This is a genomic window from Thioclava sp. ES.031, from assembly GCF_002563775.1.
GTDB lineage: Bacteria > Pseudomonadota > Alphaproteobacteria > Rhodobacterales > Rhodobacteraceae > Thioclava.
Genome location: NZ_PDJO01000001.1, coordinates 3,149,353 through 3,165,379, shown reverse-complemented (window position 1 = coordinate 3,165,379; position 16,027 = coordinate 3,149,353). Strand labels below are relative to the sequence as shown.

The following is a 16,027-nucleotide window of genomic DNA, read 5'->3' as shown; positions in this document are numbered from 1 at the left end:
AGAGGGATGCGAGGCGCTCACCGCACCCGCAGGAACGCCGGCCCGTCAATAATCACCCCGATCTGCGCGGCGCGGTAGCCTGCCGCTACCAGCTTTGCCAGAACTTCCGCAGCCTGCGCCTCCGGCACGCTGGCCAGCAACCCGCCCGAGGTCTGCGGATCATGCAGCAGCTCTGTTCGCGGCCCCGGTGGTGCGGTCATTCGGCCCGCGCAATTGGCGATGTTCTGCGGCAGAAGCGTCGAGTGCTCGCCTGCCGCCGCCAAAGCCTCGGCCCCGTCGAGCAGCGGGATCGCGGCAAGGTCCAGCTCTGCCGAGACGCCCGACGCCTCGCATAGCCCCAGCAGATGCCCCGCGAGACCAAAGCCCGTCACATCCGTCATCGCGGAAGCGATCGGCGCGAGGATCGCGGAAGCCTCGGCAGAGCTGCGGCCCATGCTCTCCAGCGCGCCTGCCACCACCTCGCCGGGCGCGTGTTTCGCCATCTCGGCGGCGAGGATCACGCCCGTTCCAAGCGGCTTCGTCAGGATCAGCACCTCGCCGGGTTTCGCGCCGTCTTGACCCAAAGGCCGCTCGGCCAGCCCGGTCACGGTGAAGCCCAGTGTCAGCTCCGCGCCCATTGAGGTATGGCCGCCGACGAGATCGCAGCCTGCGTCGCGGAAGGCCTCGGACGCGGCCCCCAGCATCTCGCGCAGGGCCCGCGCGCCCAGTTCTTCGGATTGGCGGGGCAGGGTGACCTGCGCGAGGGCTGCCTGCGGTGCCGCGCCCATCGCCCAGGCGTCGCTCATCGCATGCAGCGCCACGATCCGGCCCAGCAGCCACGGGTCCTCGGTGAAGGCGCGGACGTGATCGGTGGTGAAGACCTGCGTCTGCGTGCCGCAAGACAGCACGGCGGCATCGTCGCCCGGACCGCTCAGCACATCGTCGCGCGCGGGCGCGGGCAGATCGGACAGTGCCTCGCGCAGCGCCTGACCGCCGAGCTTCGCGCCGCAGCCGCCGCACATCGGCTTGCTGCCCAGAACGTCTTCGATCCCTTGCGCATGTTCGCGGGGCAAGGGCGGCGTCGGCATCGCGGGCAGATCGTGGACCTTCGCCATGAACTTGCGGTCGATGTGGTCCTTCCACCGCCAGAGCCATTTCCCGTTCAGCGGCAGGCCCCATTTGTCGGCCACCGCCTGCTTTCCGCCCGTGGAGATCAGTTTCAGATAATCGCGCTGCGGCTGATAGGTCTTCATCATCCCGCCCGAAGCGGCAGCGCGCAGGTTGGCGAAGAGCGGCTTCGCTTCGCGCACCGCATAGACGCCCGCCTTGGGGCGCGGCGCGTGGCTGAGATGGGCGATGTCGCCTGCGGCGAAAATCGCGGGATCGGAGCTTTGCAGCGTCGGGCCGACCGTGACGAATCCGTCGGTCAGATCGAGCCCGGTCTCGGGCAGCCAGTCGGCGGGTTTCGTGGCTCCCGTGCCGATGATGAAATCGGCCTCGGCTGTGCGTCCGCCTTCCAGCAGAAGCCGCCCTTTTTCCGCTCCGATCAGCGCCGCGTCGGTCTCGATGGTCACGCCTAGCCGCGCGCAGTGCGCCAGCATCGCGTTCCGAGCGCCGGTGCCAAGCGCGCGCAGCGCCTCGGGGGCTGCCTCATAGACCGTGACCTGTGCCTGCGGCAGGCGGTGCGCGCAGGCCATCGCGAGCTCCACCCCCGCCACGCCGCCGCCGACCACGGCGATCTTCGGCGACTCGGGCGGATCGGCGGCGAAAGCGTCCCAGGCATCGGCGAAAGCGTCGAGCGGTTTCGCAGGCACGACATGGTCGAGAAAGCCCGGCAGCTGCGGCATCTCGGCCGTGATCCCGATATCGATCGAAGCCACGTCATAGGCGATCGGCGCACGCCCCGGCACCTCGATCAGCCGCCGCCCTCGGTCGAGGCCCGTGGCGCGCCCCAGAACCAGCCTCGCGCCCGAATGCCGGGCGAGCTTCACCAGATCGAGCTGCAGCTCGTCGCGCGTGTAATGCCCTGCCACATGGCCCGGCAGCATTCCCGAATAGGCTGCGGAGGGGGTTGGGTTGATCACGGTCAGCCGCACACCCGGCAGCGGGTTCATCCCCCACATCCGCAGCACCAGCGCATGGGTATGTCCGCCCCCGATCAGAACGATATCGCGTGTCAGGGGCAGGGCTGGGGCGGCGTGCATGGTCTCTCCTTTTCCCCTCATGCCTAGCCTTTGCGCGCGGCTTCGCCAATTCCCAATATGCCGCAGCGAAATGGGGGCAATTTTCCCGCAAAACGTCCTTGACTGGACGATCCGCTTTGCCTAGTTAGCCCCCCAGTGGCTAGGTAGCTCAGCTGGTTAGAGCACACGACTCATAATCGTGGGGTCGGGGGTTCAAGTCCCCCCCTCGCCACCACTCCTCCCCCTCTTTCGGGAGAGATGCGAAAAGGGCGCCCCTCGGGGCGCCCTTTGCTTTGGTCTCAGGCTCAACCTCAGTTCGAGGCGGTGCGCAGAAGATCAGTGATCCGGCGCACCACGGCGCGGCGGTTGGCTTCCGAGGCGCCTTCGGTTTGCACCTTCAGGTCCTGTTCGCCATAGCCCTGCACCACGAGGTTCTCGGCGGGCACGTCGAAATACTCGCTCAGAGCCAGCGCAACCGATTCCGCGCGACGGTCCGAGAGCGCGAGGTTGTAGGCGGCACTGCCGACGGCGTCGGTATGGCCTTCCACGAGGAACAGCTCGCGCGGGTTTTCGTCGATGCGCTGCTGGATCGCCTGACCCAGAGCCGAGAGGGCCTGCGCCTGATCGGGCTGGATCGCGGATGAGCCGGTCTCGAAGTTGATGTTCTCGACCGAAATCGCGGGGGCGAGATCACGCACCGGGGTGATGTTGCGCACCTGCGAGAGCGTGAAGGTACGGTCGATGCCACTCTGACGGGTCAGCGCATCGCGCAGAGCCTGCTCGTTGCTGGACGAGACCGTCGCGACGGGCTTGGGCTTGGGAAGCGCCGAGACGTCGACCGGATCGGCCCCCCGCGCGTCGTCGACCAGCAGGTATTGCGTGCCATCGGGCTGGACCAGCGTCCGCTTCAGAATCTGGCGCTGAGCGTCATAGACCGTCACGATCTGGCTGCCATCGGGCTTGGTCACGATCGTGCGCGACGAGCCGTCGGCATAGTCCTGCGTGCGGATTTTCGAGCCGGGCTGACGCAGCAGCGCGTTGTCGTCCTTCACCAGTTGGTACGAACCATCGGGTTGCTGCACCACAACACGGTCGCCCGAATTCACGGCCACCTTTGAGCCATTGTTCAGGATCGCCCCCACGGCAAGCGCCCCGAGGCCCGAGAGCGCGGCGGTTTCCAGCGTGCTCAGGCGGTCCTTCTTTTTCTTCTTCGACGAGTCGGTTTGCGCGGTTGCCTGCGCCTGAGCGTCGGGCTTGGCGTCGACCGAGGTCGCGAAGTCTTCGGATGCGCTGCGCGCGGTGTCCTCGGTCACCGTCTCTTCGGTGGCGTCGGCGGTGTCGGCGCTGTCGGTCGGCGCGTTGAGCGCCTCGTTCTGCACCGCTTCGCCTTCGATCGCGGCTTGCGTATCGGTCAGCGCGTTCTCCAGCATCTTCGTCGCCTTGGTGGCCGCCGTGTCTTGGCTCGCCTGCTGATCGGTTTCCGCCGTGGTGTCAGCGGTCTCCGAGGCGGTGGCCTCCGCGTCGGCATTGGCGGCCTCTTCCGGCTGGATCACCTTCGGCTCGACGTCCGCGCCGGACCCGCCCTTGCCTTCCTGCACGACCTGCGTGTCGGAGGTGGTGTCCGTCGAGGTTTCGCCTGCAGGTTTCGCCTCGGGCTCTGCCGTCGCGGTGCTGTCCGCTTGGGCCTCCGAGTTCTGCATCGCCTCTTCAGTGGTGTCAGTCACCGGGGCAGGGGCGTCCTGCGAGGTGGTGTCGGGGCTGAGCGTGCTCGTCGCCTCAGCGTCCGTCTGGCCGTCGGCCGCGGTGGTGGCATCGGTCGCGCCGTCTGCCTCTGCGGTGGTCGAGCCATCGGTTTCAGTCGTAGCGGAGCCGTCGGTCTCTGCAGTGGTGTCGGCGGTGGTATCCGCCGAGGTCGAGCCATCGGTGTTTGCGGTAGCCGAACCATCGGTTTCTGCCTCAGCTGCAGCATCGGGCTGCGCGTCGGTGGCAGCTGTTGCGTCGGTCTCGGTATCCGTCGTCGCAGCGGCGGCCGCGTCGGCGTTGGTATCGGTGCCCGTGGTCTCGGATTGAGTGGTCACATCCGCGCCGCCTTCGACTGCGGCTTTCGCGCTGGCGTCGGGGGTGTCACCGCTCGCAGCCGGGTCCTGATCGGCGGGCGGGGCTGCGCCTTCGATCGCGGCTTTTGCGGCCTGATCGGCTTCGCTGTCGCTCATCGGCGCATCGGCATTCGCCGGATCGGTGCCGGCCGCAGCCTCGGCGGAGCCATCGGCTTGCGCCGCCTCGGCCTCGCAATCGGCTTTCGCCTGATCCGTCGGGGTGCCATCGGCGACCGCCTTCGCGATGCATTCAGCGGCGGCGGTATTGCTGTCCTGGGCAAGCGCACTGAACGGCAGGATCGCCGGGCTCAGCGCGGCAAGGCCGGCAACGAGCGCAGTGGTCGTCTTCAACGTCTTCATGTCGTCTCCCTTTCATGCGGCATCTGGCCGCGTGTCGGGGGTTCAAACGTCTCACAGACCCGTGTGTTCCGGCGAGCTCTTGACCATCGGCAGGAATCAGCACGGGGCGGACCCGCAGGCCCGCCCCGTGATTAGGGAAGAAAAATCTGTGCCGGTTCGGCTCAGTGGGTCTTCTTGACCGCTTTCAGCTTGTCGATGCCGAGCATCTTCATCGCGGTCTTCTCGTAGAACGGCTCCGAGGTGCCTTTGCGCAGTTTGCGCATGAAATATTTCTCGAAACCGATCTTGGCGAGGTGGACCCATTTGCCCTGGCTCGACCAGTTGACGTTGCGCGGCGGAAGCTGCGGCTGGGCCACGAAGGCGATGCCGCTGTCGCCGAAATCGGCCAGGCAGATCGCGTTCCAGGTGCCGGTCTCGTCGGGCTCCTGACCGCGTACGATATTGCCGAGGTTATGCGCGGTGGCGGTCACCATCGACTCGATCATGAACCCGGTCTTCGGCACGCCGCAGGGCACCGGGGTCGGGCCCATGGGCGGGATCGCGATGCCGACGCCGATCCCGAAGACATTCGGGTATTTCGGGTTGCGCTGGTGCTTGTCGACGATGACGAAGCCGCGCGGGTTCACGAGCCCTTCGAGCCCCATGACCGCCGGGATGCCACGGAAGGGCGGCAGCATCATCGAGTATTTGAACGGCATCTCGTGGGTCGCCTTGACGGAGCCGTCATCGGCGATCTCTTCGACATGCATCACGCCGTCTTCGATCTTCTTCACGCGCGACGAGGTCATCCACTTCATGTGCTTCTCGCGCATTGCGCCTTCGAGAAGACCCTTGGTGTCGCCGACCCCGTCGAGACCGAGATGGCCGACATAGGGTTCGGAGGTCACAAAGGTGATCGGAACTTGATCGCGGATCTTCGCGCGGCGCAGCGCCGTGTCGAGGATGAACGCGAATTCATAGGCCGGGCCGAAGCACGACGCGCCTTGCACCGCGCCCACGATGATCGGGCCGGGATCTTCGCAGAAGCGCTTGAAGGCGGTGCCGGCATCCTCGGCGTGATCGACATGGCAGACCGAGTGGGTGAAGCCGTCGGGACCGAGCCCCTCGATCTCGTCGAAGGCCAGTTCCGGGCCGGTGGCAAGCACGATGTAATCGTAGGAGACCTCTTGGCCATCCTCCAGCTCGACCTTGTTGTCATCGGGGTGCAGGCGCTTTGCCGCGACCGGGATGAACTTGATGTTCTTCTTCTTCATCGTCGGTTCGAGATCGACGGTGATGTCCTTGCGGTCGCGCCAGCCGACGGCGACCCAAGGGTTGGAGGGCACGAAGTGGTACTTCGGGTCCTTGGTAATGACGGTAATTTCGTCTTCCTTACGGACCTGATCGCGCAATTCATAAGCCATGATTGCGCCGCCAAGACCTGCGCCGAGCACCACGATATGTGCCATTTTCGTTCCTCCCCGTTACCCGGTCATCAACTTGTCATGTCTCATTCGATAGATGCAATTGTTTGAATGTGTCAAGAAGACCCGCCTTCCAAATCCTGCGACGAATCAGCCTGTGGAACAAGTCTAACGCTAACGTGAAGCGAAAAGACCTTTGCGAAACAACGAAAAAGGGCCGGCGCGTGGCCGACCCTTTCCTATTCGCATCAGTAGGACTGACTTATTTCGGCGGTTCTGCCGTGATCCCCTCGACGTAGAAGGTCATCGAGTGAAGCTGATCGTCGGTCGCCATTTCGCCATCGGCGAGGAAGGCCGTGCCGTCCTGCTTGTTGAGCGGGCCGGTGAAGGGATGGACCTTGCCCGAGCCGATATCGTCCTTGAGCTGCAGCGCCTCTTTCTTGACGTCGTCCGGCACGGCCGAGGAAATCTCGCCGATCTCCACCATGCCGCTGTCGATGCCGCCCCAGGTGGCTTCCGACTTCCACGAGCCGTCCATGACCGCACCGACGCGCTCGATGTAATAGGGCGCCCAGTTGTCGATGGTCGACGCAACGCGCGGCATCGGCGCGAAGCTCGACATATCCGAAGCCTGACCGAAGGTGATGACGTTGCCCGCTTCCTGAGCTTTCGCCTGCGGCGCGGTCGAGTCGGTGTGCTGCAGCAGCACGTCCACACCATCGGCGATCAGGGCTGCGGCCGCGTCGGCCTCTTTCGCCGGATCGAACCAGGTGTAGGCCCAGACCACTTTCATCTCGATATCCGGGTTCACCTTCTTCGCGGCCAGATAGGCGGCGTTGATGCCCTGATAGACCTCGGGGATCGGGAAGGAGCCGATATAGCCGATCTTGTTGGTCTTGGTCATACGACCGCCGATCGTGCCCTGAATGGCGCGACCCTGATAGAACTTGGCGTCGTAGGTGGCGACGTTGTCGGCGAGCTTGTAGCCGGTGGCGTGCTCGAATTTCACGTCGGGGAATTTCTTGGCGACGTTCATCACCGCGTCCATGTAGCCGAAGGAGGTCGCGAAGATCAGCTTGTTGCCGTCCAGCGCCAGCTGGGTCAGCGCGCGCTCGGCATCGGGGCCTTCCGGCACGTTCTCGATGAACGAGGTCTTCACCTTGTCGCCGTATTTCTCTTCGATCGCCTGACGACCTTGGTCGTGCTGGTAGGACCAGCCCATGTCGCCGACGGGGCCGACATAGATGAAGCCGATCTTCAGCGGCTCGTCAGCGGCGAAAGCCGGGACGCCGACGCCCGCGACGACGGCCGTTGCGGCGGTGGTTTTCAAAAAGGATCTGCGGTTCATCGCGTTACTCCAAGTTGGGTGGCGGGCCTCTTGATGGGGCCCTTCGAGAGATGCCTCAGCTCGAGGCGTGGAAAGATTTGCCGAGGCTGGCAGGGGCGGCCTGCACGCCGTGGCGGTGAATGGCGGACAGGATGACCAGCACCACGATGGTGATGACATAAGGGGCCATCGAGAGGATATGTACCGGGATCGCGTAGCCCGCAGCCTGCAATTGCAGCTGCAGCGCGGTGATGCCGCCGAAGAGGTAAGCGCCCAGCAGCACCCGCCACGGGCGCCAGCTTGCGAAGACGACGATGGCCAGAGCGATCCAGCCCGCGCCTGCGGTCATGCCTTCGGTCCATTGCGGCACGCGCACGAGGCTGAGATAGGCGCCGCCAAGCCCCGCGAGCGCCCCGCCGAAGGCGAGCGCGGCGAAGCGCACGGCGACGACGCGGTATCCCAGCGCGTGGGCGGCGTCATGGCTCTCGCCCACCGCGCGCAGGATCAGCCCGGCGCGGGTGGAGCGCAGCACGTACCAGACCACCGCGACGAGGATCAGCGAGAGATAGACGATCCAGTCATGCGAGAACAGGATGCGGCCCAGCACCGGAATATCCGAGAGCGGTCCGAAATCGATCTTGGCGGTCGGCGGGGGGCGCACGCCCTCGTAGCCCTTGCCGATCAGTGCGCTCAGGCCCAGCCCGAACAGCGTCAGCGCAAGACCTGTCGCGACCTGGTTCGACAGCAGCTTCTGAGTCAGGAAGGCAAAAAGCGTCGCCAGCAAGGCACCGGCGATCGCGCCCATCAGGAAGCCCAGAACCGGGCTGCCGGTGGCAACAGCGGCGGCGAAGCCTGCGACCGCGCCCATGATCATCATCCCCTCGACGCCGAGGTTGAGCACGCCCGATTTCTCGGCGACCAGTTCGCCGGTCGCGGCCAGGAGGACCGGGGTCGATGCGCCCATCAGCGTCGCCGTCAGGGTGATGATATCGATGCCGCCCACGATCATAGTGCGCCTCCATGTCCCCAGAACAGAACCGGCCCCCAGGCCAGATAGCCGCCGACGAGGCCGACGATGAGCCCGGCCACAGAGGCGTAACGCTCGCGTCCATGCAGGGTGGGGCGGCGGGGCTCTTCGCTGTCGGGCCGCGCGCCGATGCGGTAGATCACCGCCCGCGAGGCCCCCAGCGCCAGCTCGAACACCACCATCATCACCACGCCGATCACGACGAACGCCCAGAACGCCTGCGCCACCGCAAGCAGGTAGTACAGGCCAAGCCCCATGACGACGCCGCCAAGGAAGATGATCAACAGGCGCAGCGAGGGGAGTTTGCGCATCATGCCGCGACTCTCCCGAAACGGATGCGGAAATTGGTCAGCACGTCGAAGGCCAGCAGGAAGAACAAGAGCATCCCCTGGAAGACCTGGATCGCCGCCGAGGGCAGGCCGAGCATCAGCTGCGCCATGTCGCCGCCGATATAGGTCAGCGCCATCAGGAGCCCCGCCAGCAGGATGCCGATCGGGTGCAGCCGGCCGAGGAAAGCCACGATGATCGCGGTGAAGCCGTAGCCCACGTTGAAACTGTCGGTGATCTGGCCCGAGGGACCCGAGACTTCGAACATGCCCGCAAGCCCTGCGAATGCGCCGCCCATGCCGAGCCCGAGCATCACCAACCGCGCCGGGATCACGCCTGCGAAACGCGCAGCCCGCGGTGCCTCGCCCGCGACACGGACGCGGAAACCGGTGATATGGCGGTGCATCAGCCCATAGGTGAAGATCACCGCGATCAGCGCCGCGACGACGCCCCAATGCATCCCCGTGCCCTCGATCAGCTCGTGATTGAAGGCTGAGGGGTAGTCTTGCAGGTTGCGCGAGCCGGGAAAGCCGAAGCCCTCAGGGTTCTTGAGCGGGCCGAAGGCCATGTAGGCCAGCAGGTTCTCGGCGACATAGACCAGCATCAGCGAGACGAGAATTTCCGAGGTGCCGAACAGAACCTTCAGCACCGCCGGGATCATCGCCCAGAGAAAGCCGCCAAGCGCGCCCAGCACGATCATCGCCGGGAACAGCCAGTGGCTTTCGGCGGGGTACATTTTCAGCGCCAGCCATGCCGAGAACAGCGCGCCCATGATGTATTGCCCTTCGGCCCCGATATTCCAGATGCCCGCGCGAAAGCCCACGGCGAGCCCGCAGGCGATCAGGATCAGCGGCCCGGCCTTCACCAGAAGCTGGCCGCGAAAATAGCTGGCATTGCCGCCGAAGAGCGGGTCCCAGAAGATCACGCGGATCGCCTCGACCGGGTGCTTGCCCAGTATCGCGAAGAGGATGCCGCCCGCGATCATCGTGGCGATCACGGCGAGGAGTGGCGTTGCGTAGGACCAGAATTGCGACGGGGTGGGGCGCCGGACGAGGGTGATCATACCGCGGCCTCCTGCATCCCGTGCGCACCGCCCAGCATCATGCCGATCTCTTCGATCGTCAGCCCTTGGGTCGGGCGCGAGGCGCTCAGGCGGCCTTCGTTCAGCGCCGAGAAGCGGTCGGAGATTTCCATAAGCTCATCGAGGTCCTGGCTGATTGCGATCACCGCAGCGCCTTTCGCCGCGAGGTCCAGCAGCGCTTGCCGGATCGACGCGGCGGCGGCGGCATCCACGCCCCATGTCGGCTGGTTCACGACCAGCACGGCGGGGTTTTGCAGCACCTCGCGGCCGATCACGTATTTCTGCAGGTTGCCGCCCGAGAGCGCGCGGGCCGCGACATGCGAACCCGGTGTGCGCACGTCGAAGGCCTGAATGATCTCGTCGGCGAAGGTCTTCGCCGCGCCCTGATCGACAAATCCGTTGCGGGTCAGCGGTTTGCGCATCGTGCCGGTGAGGATCGCGTTCTCGGTCAGGCTCATCGCGGGGACGGCGGCATGGCCCAGCCGTTCCTCTGGCGCGGCCAGCAGCCCCTTCGCGCGGCGGCCGTTCGGTCCGAGCCCGGAGATATCCTCGCCCATCAGGCTGACCGTGCCGGGGGCGGAGGGGCGCTCGCCCGACAGGGTCGCCAGCAATTCTTCCTGACCGTTGCCCGCGACGCCGCCGATGCCCAGCACCTCGCCCGCGCGCAGCTCCAGGCTCAGATCCTTCAGCGAGGGTCCGAACTGCGACAGCGGTGCGAGCGACAGGCCCGAGACTTTCAGAACGACATCGCCCAGCTTGCGCTCGGCCCGGTCGGTGACTTTCAGCTCCGCGCCGACCATCAACTCGGCCAGCTCTCGCGCGGTCTTCTCGCGCGGGTTGCAGCTCGCCACCACCTTGCCCGCGCGCAGGATCGTCGCGCCTTCGCAAAGCGTGCGGATCTCTTCGAGCTTGTGGCTGATATAGAGGATCGCAGTGCCCTCGGCGGAGAGCTTGCGCAGGGTGTGGAACAGGATCTCCACCTCCTGCGGCGTCAGCACCGAGGTCGGCTCGTCCATGATCAGAAGCTTCGGGTCCTGCAGCAGGCAGCGCACGATCTCGACGCGTTGACGCTCGCCCGCGGAGAGGTCGCCCACAAGTCGCGCGGGGTCCAGCGGCAGGCCATAGGCGGTGGAAATCTCGCGGATACGCTTGGCAAGCTGGCGCATCGGCGGCGGGTTTTCCATGCCAAGCGCCACGTTCTCGGCGACGTTGAGCGCCTCGAATAGCGAGAAATGCTGGAACACCATCGCGACACCCGCGGCGCGTGCGGCGCGCGGATCGGCAGGCGCGAAGGATTGGCCCGCGAAGTGCATCGTGCCGGAATCGGGCTTCACCAGCCCGTAGATCATCTTCACCAGCGTCGATTTGCCGGCGCCGTTTTCGCCCAGCAGGGCGTGGACCTCGCCCGGACGCACCGAGAAGCCGACGCCGTCATTGGCCACGACCCCAGGATAGGCTTTCGTCAGCCCGTCGATCTTGAGCAGCTCCGTCACCCGGCGCGTTTCCCTTTCCCCGTTGCCGCCCCCGCGGCATTCAGCTCTTTCACTAGCCCGGTCGCTACCCCAAGGGCAATGGCTTGAGGATGCTTCCCCAAGGTCGGATCGCCTATCGGGCAGGCAATGCGCGAAATTTGTGCATCCGAATGACCGAGCGCGGCGAGACGCTTGCGGAAGCGAACCCATTTGCTGTCCGACCCGATCAGGCCGAGCCCGCCGAAACCATGGGCGAGCAGCCGGTGGCAAAGCTCCAGATCGAGAGAATGTGAATAGGTCAGCACGAAGTGGCGGGCATCGGTGGGCGCGAGGGAGACCAGATCGGCCGGGTTCTCGGCGATCAGCGGTGTGACGCCTTCGGGGATTGCGTCGGGAAACCGCTCCGCCCCGCTATCGGCCCAGGACAGGGCAAGGCCGGGCAGGGGGCTCAGCGCCCCGATCAGCGCGCGCCCGACATGGCCTGCGCCCCAGACCCAGATCGGGGCGGGCGGTGGCGCGACGCGTTCGATCAGCCAGGTGTCGACCAGAAGCGGCGGTGTCTCGCCGCGATCGCGGGCGCGGGCCAGCGCGCGGGTGACGGCCAGCGGCTCGGGCGTGCCCGGCGTCAGTGGGCGTGCGTGCCAGTCGCCTATGATCTGGGCAACGGTGGTCCGGTCCATCCGCTCGTAGCCCAGCACCACGGCCCCGCCGCAGCACTGGTTCATCGCCGGGCCCAGCGGGATTTTCTCGATCCCCGTCAGCCCGCCCCGCGCCTTCGCTATGGCGGAGAATTCCAGCGCGCCGCCGCCGATCGTGCCTTCGACATGATCCGCCCAGACCAGCATCTCCGCCCCGTCTTCGCGCGGGGTGGAGCCTTGGGCGCGCGCGACCACGACACGGGTGAAGGGGCCGCGGTCTGCCGCGCGGGCAAGGGCTGCGGGATCGAGGCTCATGCGTCCCCCCTTGCCCGGTGCACGGCAGCCAGAACCGCCTCGGGCGTGGCGGGCGCTTGCAGATCGGGCCAGTTCGGGCCGCAGGATTTGCAGGCGTCCTGCAGCGCGAGGAAGGCCGAGATCGCCAACATGAAGGGCGGCTCGCCCACCGCCTTGGAACGATAGATCGTGTCCTCCCGGTTCGGCTCGTCCCAGAGCGCCACGTTGAACACACGCGGGCGGTCCGAGCAGGCGGGGATCTTGTAGGTCGAAGGGGCATGGGTGCGCAGACGCCCCTTGTCGTCCCAGACCAGTTCCTCGGTCGTCAGCCAACCAGCACCCTGCACGTAGCCGCCCTCGATCTGGCCTATGTCGATCGCCGGGTTCAGCGAGGCGCCGGCATCATGCAGGATGTCGGTGCGCAAGATGCGGTTTTCGCCGGTCAGCGTGTCGATCACCACCTCGGTCACCGCCGCGCCATAGGCGAAGTAGAAGAACGGGCGGCCCTGACCCTTGATCCGGTCCCAGCTGATCTTCGGCGTGGCGTAGAAGCCCGTCGACGACAGCGACACCCGCGCCTCATAGGCCAGCTTCACCAGCTTCGCGAAGGGCAGGGCGTGATCGCCCGCGCGCACCTCGCCATTGGCAAACGTCACGTCTTCCACCGCAGCGCCCGCGCTTTCGGCCATGAAATCCGCCAGCCGCGCCTTGATCGTCTCGCAGGCGGCCTTCACCGCCATGCCGTTCAGATCGGCCCCGGATGAGGCCGCCGTGGCAGAGGTGTTGGGCACCTTGTCGGTGGCCGTCGCGGTGATACGCACATCCTCATCCGTCACGCCGAAGACCGAGGCCGCGACCTGACAGACCTTGCGATGCAGGCCCTGACCCATCTCGGTCCCGCCGTGGTTCAGCTGGATCGAGCCGTCGGCATAGACATGCACCAGCGCGCCCGCTTGGTTCAACTGGGTCAGCGTGAAGGAGATGCCGAACTTCACCGGCGTCAGCGAGATGCCGCGCTTCAGGGTCGTATTGGCGGCGTTCCACTCGGCCACGCGGGCCTTGCGGGCCGCGAACTCGGCGGATTGCTCCAATCGCTCGGTGATCTCGGGCAGGATGAAATCCTCGACCGGCTGGCCGTAATGCGTGCTCTGCCCGCCCGCGGGGTCGTAATAATTGCGCTTGCGCAGATCGAGCGGGTCGAGCCCCATCACATGGGCGAGGTGATCGAGCGCCGCTTCCGTGCCGATCATGCCCTGCGGCCCGCCGAAGCCCCGGAAGGCCGTCGCGCTTTGGGTGTTGGTGCGCAGCCGGTGGCTCTCGATCTTCACATTCGGCAGGTAATAGGAACTGTCGGTATGCAGCATCGCGCGGTCGCAGACCGGCAGGCTCAGGTCCGGCGACCAGCCGCAGCGGGCGAGATGGGTGAACTCGGCCGCGACGATCTTGCCCTCGGCATCCGCGCCGAGGCGGTATTTGATCCGGAAATCATGGCGCTTGCCGGTGATGACCATGTCGTCGTCGCGGTCATAGCGCATCTTGCAGGGCCGCCCGGTGGCACGCGCAACGACGGCGCAGGCGATGGCGAGCGCGTTGCCTTGGCTCTCCTTGCCGCCGAAGCCGCCGCCCATCCGGCGCATCTCGACGCGGACGTCATGCATCGCGCAGCCAAGCGCGTCGGCCACCTTGTGCTGGACCTCGGACGGGTGCTGCGAGGAGCAGCGGATCACCATCCCCTGATCGTCGGGCAGCGCCAGCGCCGCCTGACCTTCGAGGTAGAAATGCTCCTGCCCGCCCATCTCGAAACTGCCTTCGACGATATGCTCGGCCTGCGCGAAGCCTTCGCCGGTATCGCCGCGCGCCCAGGTGACCGGGCCGCCTTCGAAATGGCTGTTCGCGCTGAGCGCCTCATCGACTGTCAGGATCGCGGGGCGGGGCGTGTAGTCGACCTTCGCCAGCCGTGCGGCCTTGCGCGCGGCAAGATGGCTGGTTGCCGCGACGACGAAGATCGGCTGGCCGACGAAATGCACGATGCCCTCGGCCAGAACCGGTTCGGGCTCGGGCGCGGGAGAGGCATTGTTGGCGAACGGCATGTCTTCGGCGGTGAGCACCGCGACGACACCGGGCGCGGCGCGCACCGCGCTCAGATCGAGCGAGGCGATCTCGGCATGAGCCTCGGTCGAGAGGCCGAAGGCGAGGTGCAACGTGTTGCCGGGGCAGGGGCTGTCATCGACGTAGCGCGCCGCGCCGGTGACGTGCAATTGCGCGGAATCGTGGGGCTTCTTGGTACCGACGCTCATGGTTGCACCTCCAGAATGGAGAGGGCGCCTTGGGCATTGCGGACGTATCGGATCAGCATCGCCTTGGCCGCCTCCATCCGGTAGGCATCCGAGGCGCGCATGTCGGTGAGCGGCGTGAAGTCCTGCTCCAGCGCGGGCAGGGCGGCCGTGATCGCCTCTTCGGTGAACGGCTGACCTTCCAGCGCGGCCTCCAGCGCCGGGGCGCGTTTCGGGATTCCCGCCATGCCGCCGAAAGCGATGCGCGGCGCGCCGATCTTGTCGCCATCGCGCGGGATATTCAGCGCGCCGCAGACGGCGGAAATGTCCTGATCGAAGCGTTTCGACAGTTTGTAGCAGGCCAGATCGGGTGCGGATTTCGGGAAGCTGACGCTTTCGACGAATTCGCCGGGTGCACGGTCCTGTTTGCCATAATCGAGGAAGAACTCCTCCAGCGGGATAGTGCGGCGCGCCTCGCCCTTGCGCAGCGTCAGCTGCGCGCCCATCGCGATCAGCACGGGCGGGCTGTCGCCGATGGGCGAGCCGTTGGCGATATTGCCGCCGATGGTCGCCGCCTGTCTCACCTGTTCGGAGGCGAAACGGCGCAGCAATTCGGCAAAGCTCGGGAGCGTGTCGCGGATCGCTTCACGCAACGCGGCCAAGGTGACGCCCGCGCCGACGATGTAGCGGTCGTCGGTTTCCTCGATGCTCTGCAGGTCCGTGCAGTTGTTGAGGAAGGCGACCTCTTTCAGCTCGCGCAGCTGTTTCGTGACCCAGAGACCCACATCGGTCGCGCCCGCGATCAGCGTGGCCTCGGGATGGGCGAGATACCACTCCGCCAGCGTATCCGCACTGTCGGGCAGGAAGACGTTATCGGCCTTCGGCGCGATCTCCGCGAGATCAGGAACCGTGTCGTTCATCCACGCGGGCACGGGCGCATCCTGCGCGGCCTCGGCGGCGCGGATGATCGGCGCGTAGCCGGTGCAGCGGCACAGGTTGCCTGCGAGCAGATCGTCGTGATCGCGGCGCCCGTTCAGATGCCCCGCCGCCATCGTGGCGATGAAACCGGGCGTACAGAAGCCGCATTGCGAGCCGTGATGATCGACCATCGCCTGCTGGACCGGGTGCAACTCGCCCTTCGGCCCGGCGACGCCCTCGACGGTGCGCAGCGCGCGCCGGTGAAGATGGGGCATCATCATCAGGCAGGCATTGAGCGGTTTGGCGCCCTCCGCATCGGTCACGATGACCGAGCAGGCTCCGCAATCGCCCTCATTGCAGCCCTCCTTGGTGCCGGTCAGCCCCTCGGCGCGCAGCCAATCGAGCACAGATTGCGTCGGATCGGTAAGTGCCACCGTCCGGGTTTCTCCATTGAGAAGAAACGTGATCTCCATACGAAAAATCCGCCGCCTTACCAGTCGTCCCTGCGGTCCCCCTCGATGCGGCGTAGAACGGGACCGGCCCAGCAAAGCCGATGCAGACAGGCTTTGGCAAGGGATTCGCGGCGGTGCGTTGCCTGAAACTTGATCCGGTGATCAAGAATTGGGCGCCAAGCTGCGCCGTGTGGTCG

11 protein-coding genes and 1 tRNA gene are annotated in these 16,027 nt (G+C 66.2%); 1 reads left to right on the top strand and 11 read right to left on the bottom strand.

The window, feature by feature from the left end; all coding sequences use genetic code 11:
• Positions 1–17: 17 nt before the first annotated feature.
• Entirely contained in the window at positions 18–2,183 is a 2,166-nt protein-coding gene (gene selD / locus AXZ77_RS15060; protein ID WP_098411781.1) for a selenide, water dikinase SelD, read from the bottom strand.
• A gap of 137 nt (positions 2,184–2,320) precedes the next feature.
• Between selD and AXZ77_RS15055 the strand changes: the two genes are divergently transcribed.
• Positions 2,321–2,397 (top strand) — tRNA-Met (locus AXZ77_RS15055).
• Positions 2,398–2,473: 76 nt separating this feature from the next.
• Here AXZ77_RS15055 and AXZ77_RS15050 read toward each other — a convergent pair.
• The 10 genes from AXZ77_RS15050 to xdhA form a co-directional block, all read right to left on the bottom strand.
• The gene (locus AXZ77_RS15050) at positions 2,474–4,618 is read right to left on the bottom strand and encodes an OmpA family protein (RefSeq protein WP_098411780.1); all 2,145 of its coding nucleotides are present in this window, start codon (positions 4,616–4,618) and stop codon (positions 2,474–2,476) included.
• Between the two features lie 161 nt (positions 4,619–4,779).
• Entirely contained in the window at positions 4,780–6,066 is a 1,287-nt protein-coding gene (locus AXZ77_RS15045; RefSeq protein ID WP_098411779.1) for an NAD(P)/FAD-dependent oxidoreductase, read from the bottom strand.
• Between the two features lie 217 nt (positions 6,067–6,283).
• Positions 6,284–7,369, bottom strand: a complete 1,086-nt coding sequence (locus AXZ77_RS15040) for a BMP family ABC transporter substrate-binding protein (protein ID WP_078604630.1) — start codon at positions 7,367–7,369, stop codon at positions 6,284–6,286.
• Between the two features lie 55 nt (positions 7,370–7,424).
• Entirely contained in the window at positions 7,425–8,357 is a 933-nt protein-coding gene (locus tag AXZ77_RS15035) for an ABC transporter permease (protein WP_078520378.1), read from the bottom strand.
• Positions 8,354–8,689 carry a hypothetical protein gene (locus AXZ77_RS15030; protein ID WP_098411778.1) on the bottom strand — a complete coding sequence of 112 codons (336 nt, stop codon included), beginning with the start codon at positions 8,687–8,689 and terminating at the stop codon, positions 8,354–8,356. The genes AXZ77_RS15035 and AXZ77_RS15030 overlap by 4 nt, the downstream gene beginning before the upstream one ends.
• The gene (locus AXZ77_RS15025) at positions 8,686–9,765 is read right to left on the bottom strand and encodes an ABC transporter permease (RefSeq protein WP_098411777.1); all 1,080 of its coding nucleotides are present in this window, start codon (positions 9,763–9,765) and stop codon (positions 8,686–8,688) included. The genes AXZ77_RS15030 and AXZ77_RS15025 overlap by 4 nt, the downstream gene beginning before the upstream one ends.
• The gene (locus AXZ77_RS15020; protein WP_078541953.1) at positions 9,762–11,276 is read right to left on the bottom strand and encodes an ABC transporter ATP-binding protein; all 1,515 of its coding nucleotides are present in this window, start codon (positions 11,274–11,276) and stop codon (positions 9,762–9,764) included. Before AXZ77_RS15020 ends, AXZ77_RS15025 begins: the two co-directional genes overlap by 4 nt.
• Positions 11,273–12,208, bottom strand: coding sequence for a xanthine dehydrogenase accessory protein XdhC (xdhC, locus tag AXZ77_RS15015; RefSeq protein WP_098411776.1), 936 nt, complete (start codon positions 12,206–12,208; stop codon positions 11,273–11,275). Before xdhC ends, AXZ77_RS15020 begins: the two co-directional genes overlap by 4 nt.
• Complete coding sequence (gene xdhB / locus AXZ77_RS15010) at positions 12,205–14,484, bottom strand: xanthine dehydrogenase molybdopterin binding subunit (protein ID WP_098411775.1); 2,280 nt, start codon at positions 14,482–14,484, stop codon at positions 12,205–12,207. The genes xdhC and xdhB overlap by 4 nt, the downstream gene beginning before the upstream one ends.
• A complete protein-coding gene (xdhA, locus tag AXZ77_RS15005; protein ID WP_098411774.1) occupies positions 14,481–15,851 on the bottom strand; it encodes a xanthine dehydrogenase small subunit in 1,371 nt (456 codons plus the stop codon). The genes xdhB and xdhA overlap by 4 nt, the downstream gene beginning before the upstream one ends.
• Positions 15,852–16,027 lie beyond the last annotated feature (176 nt).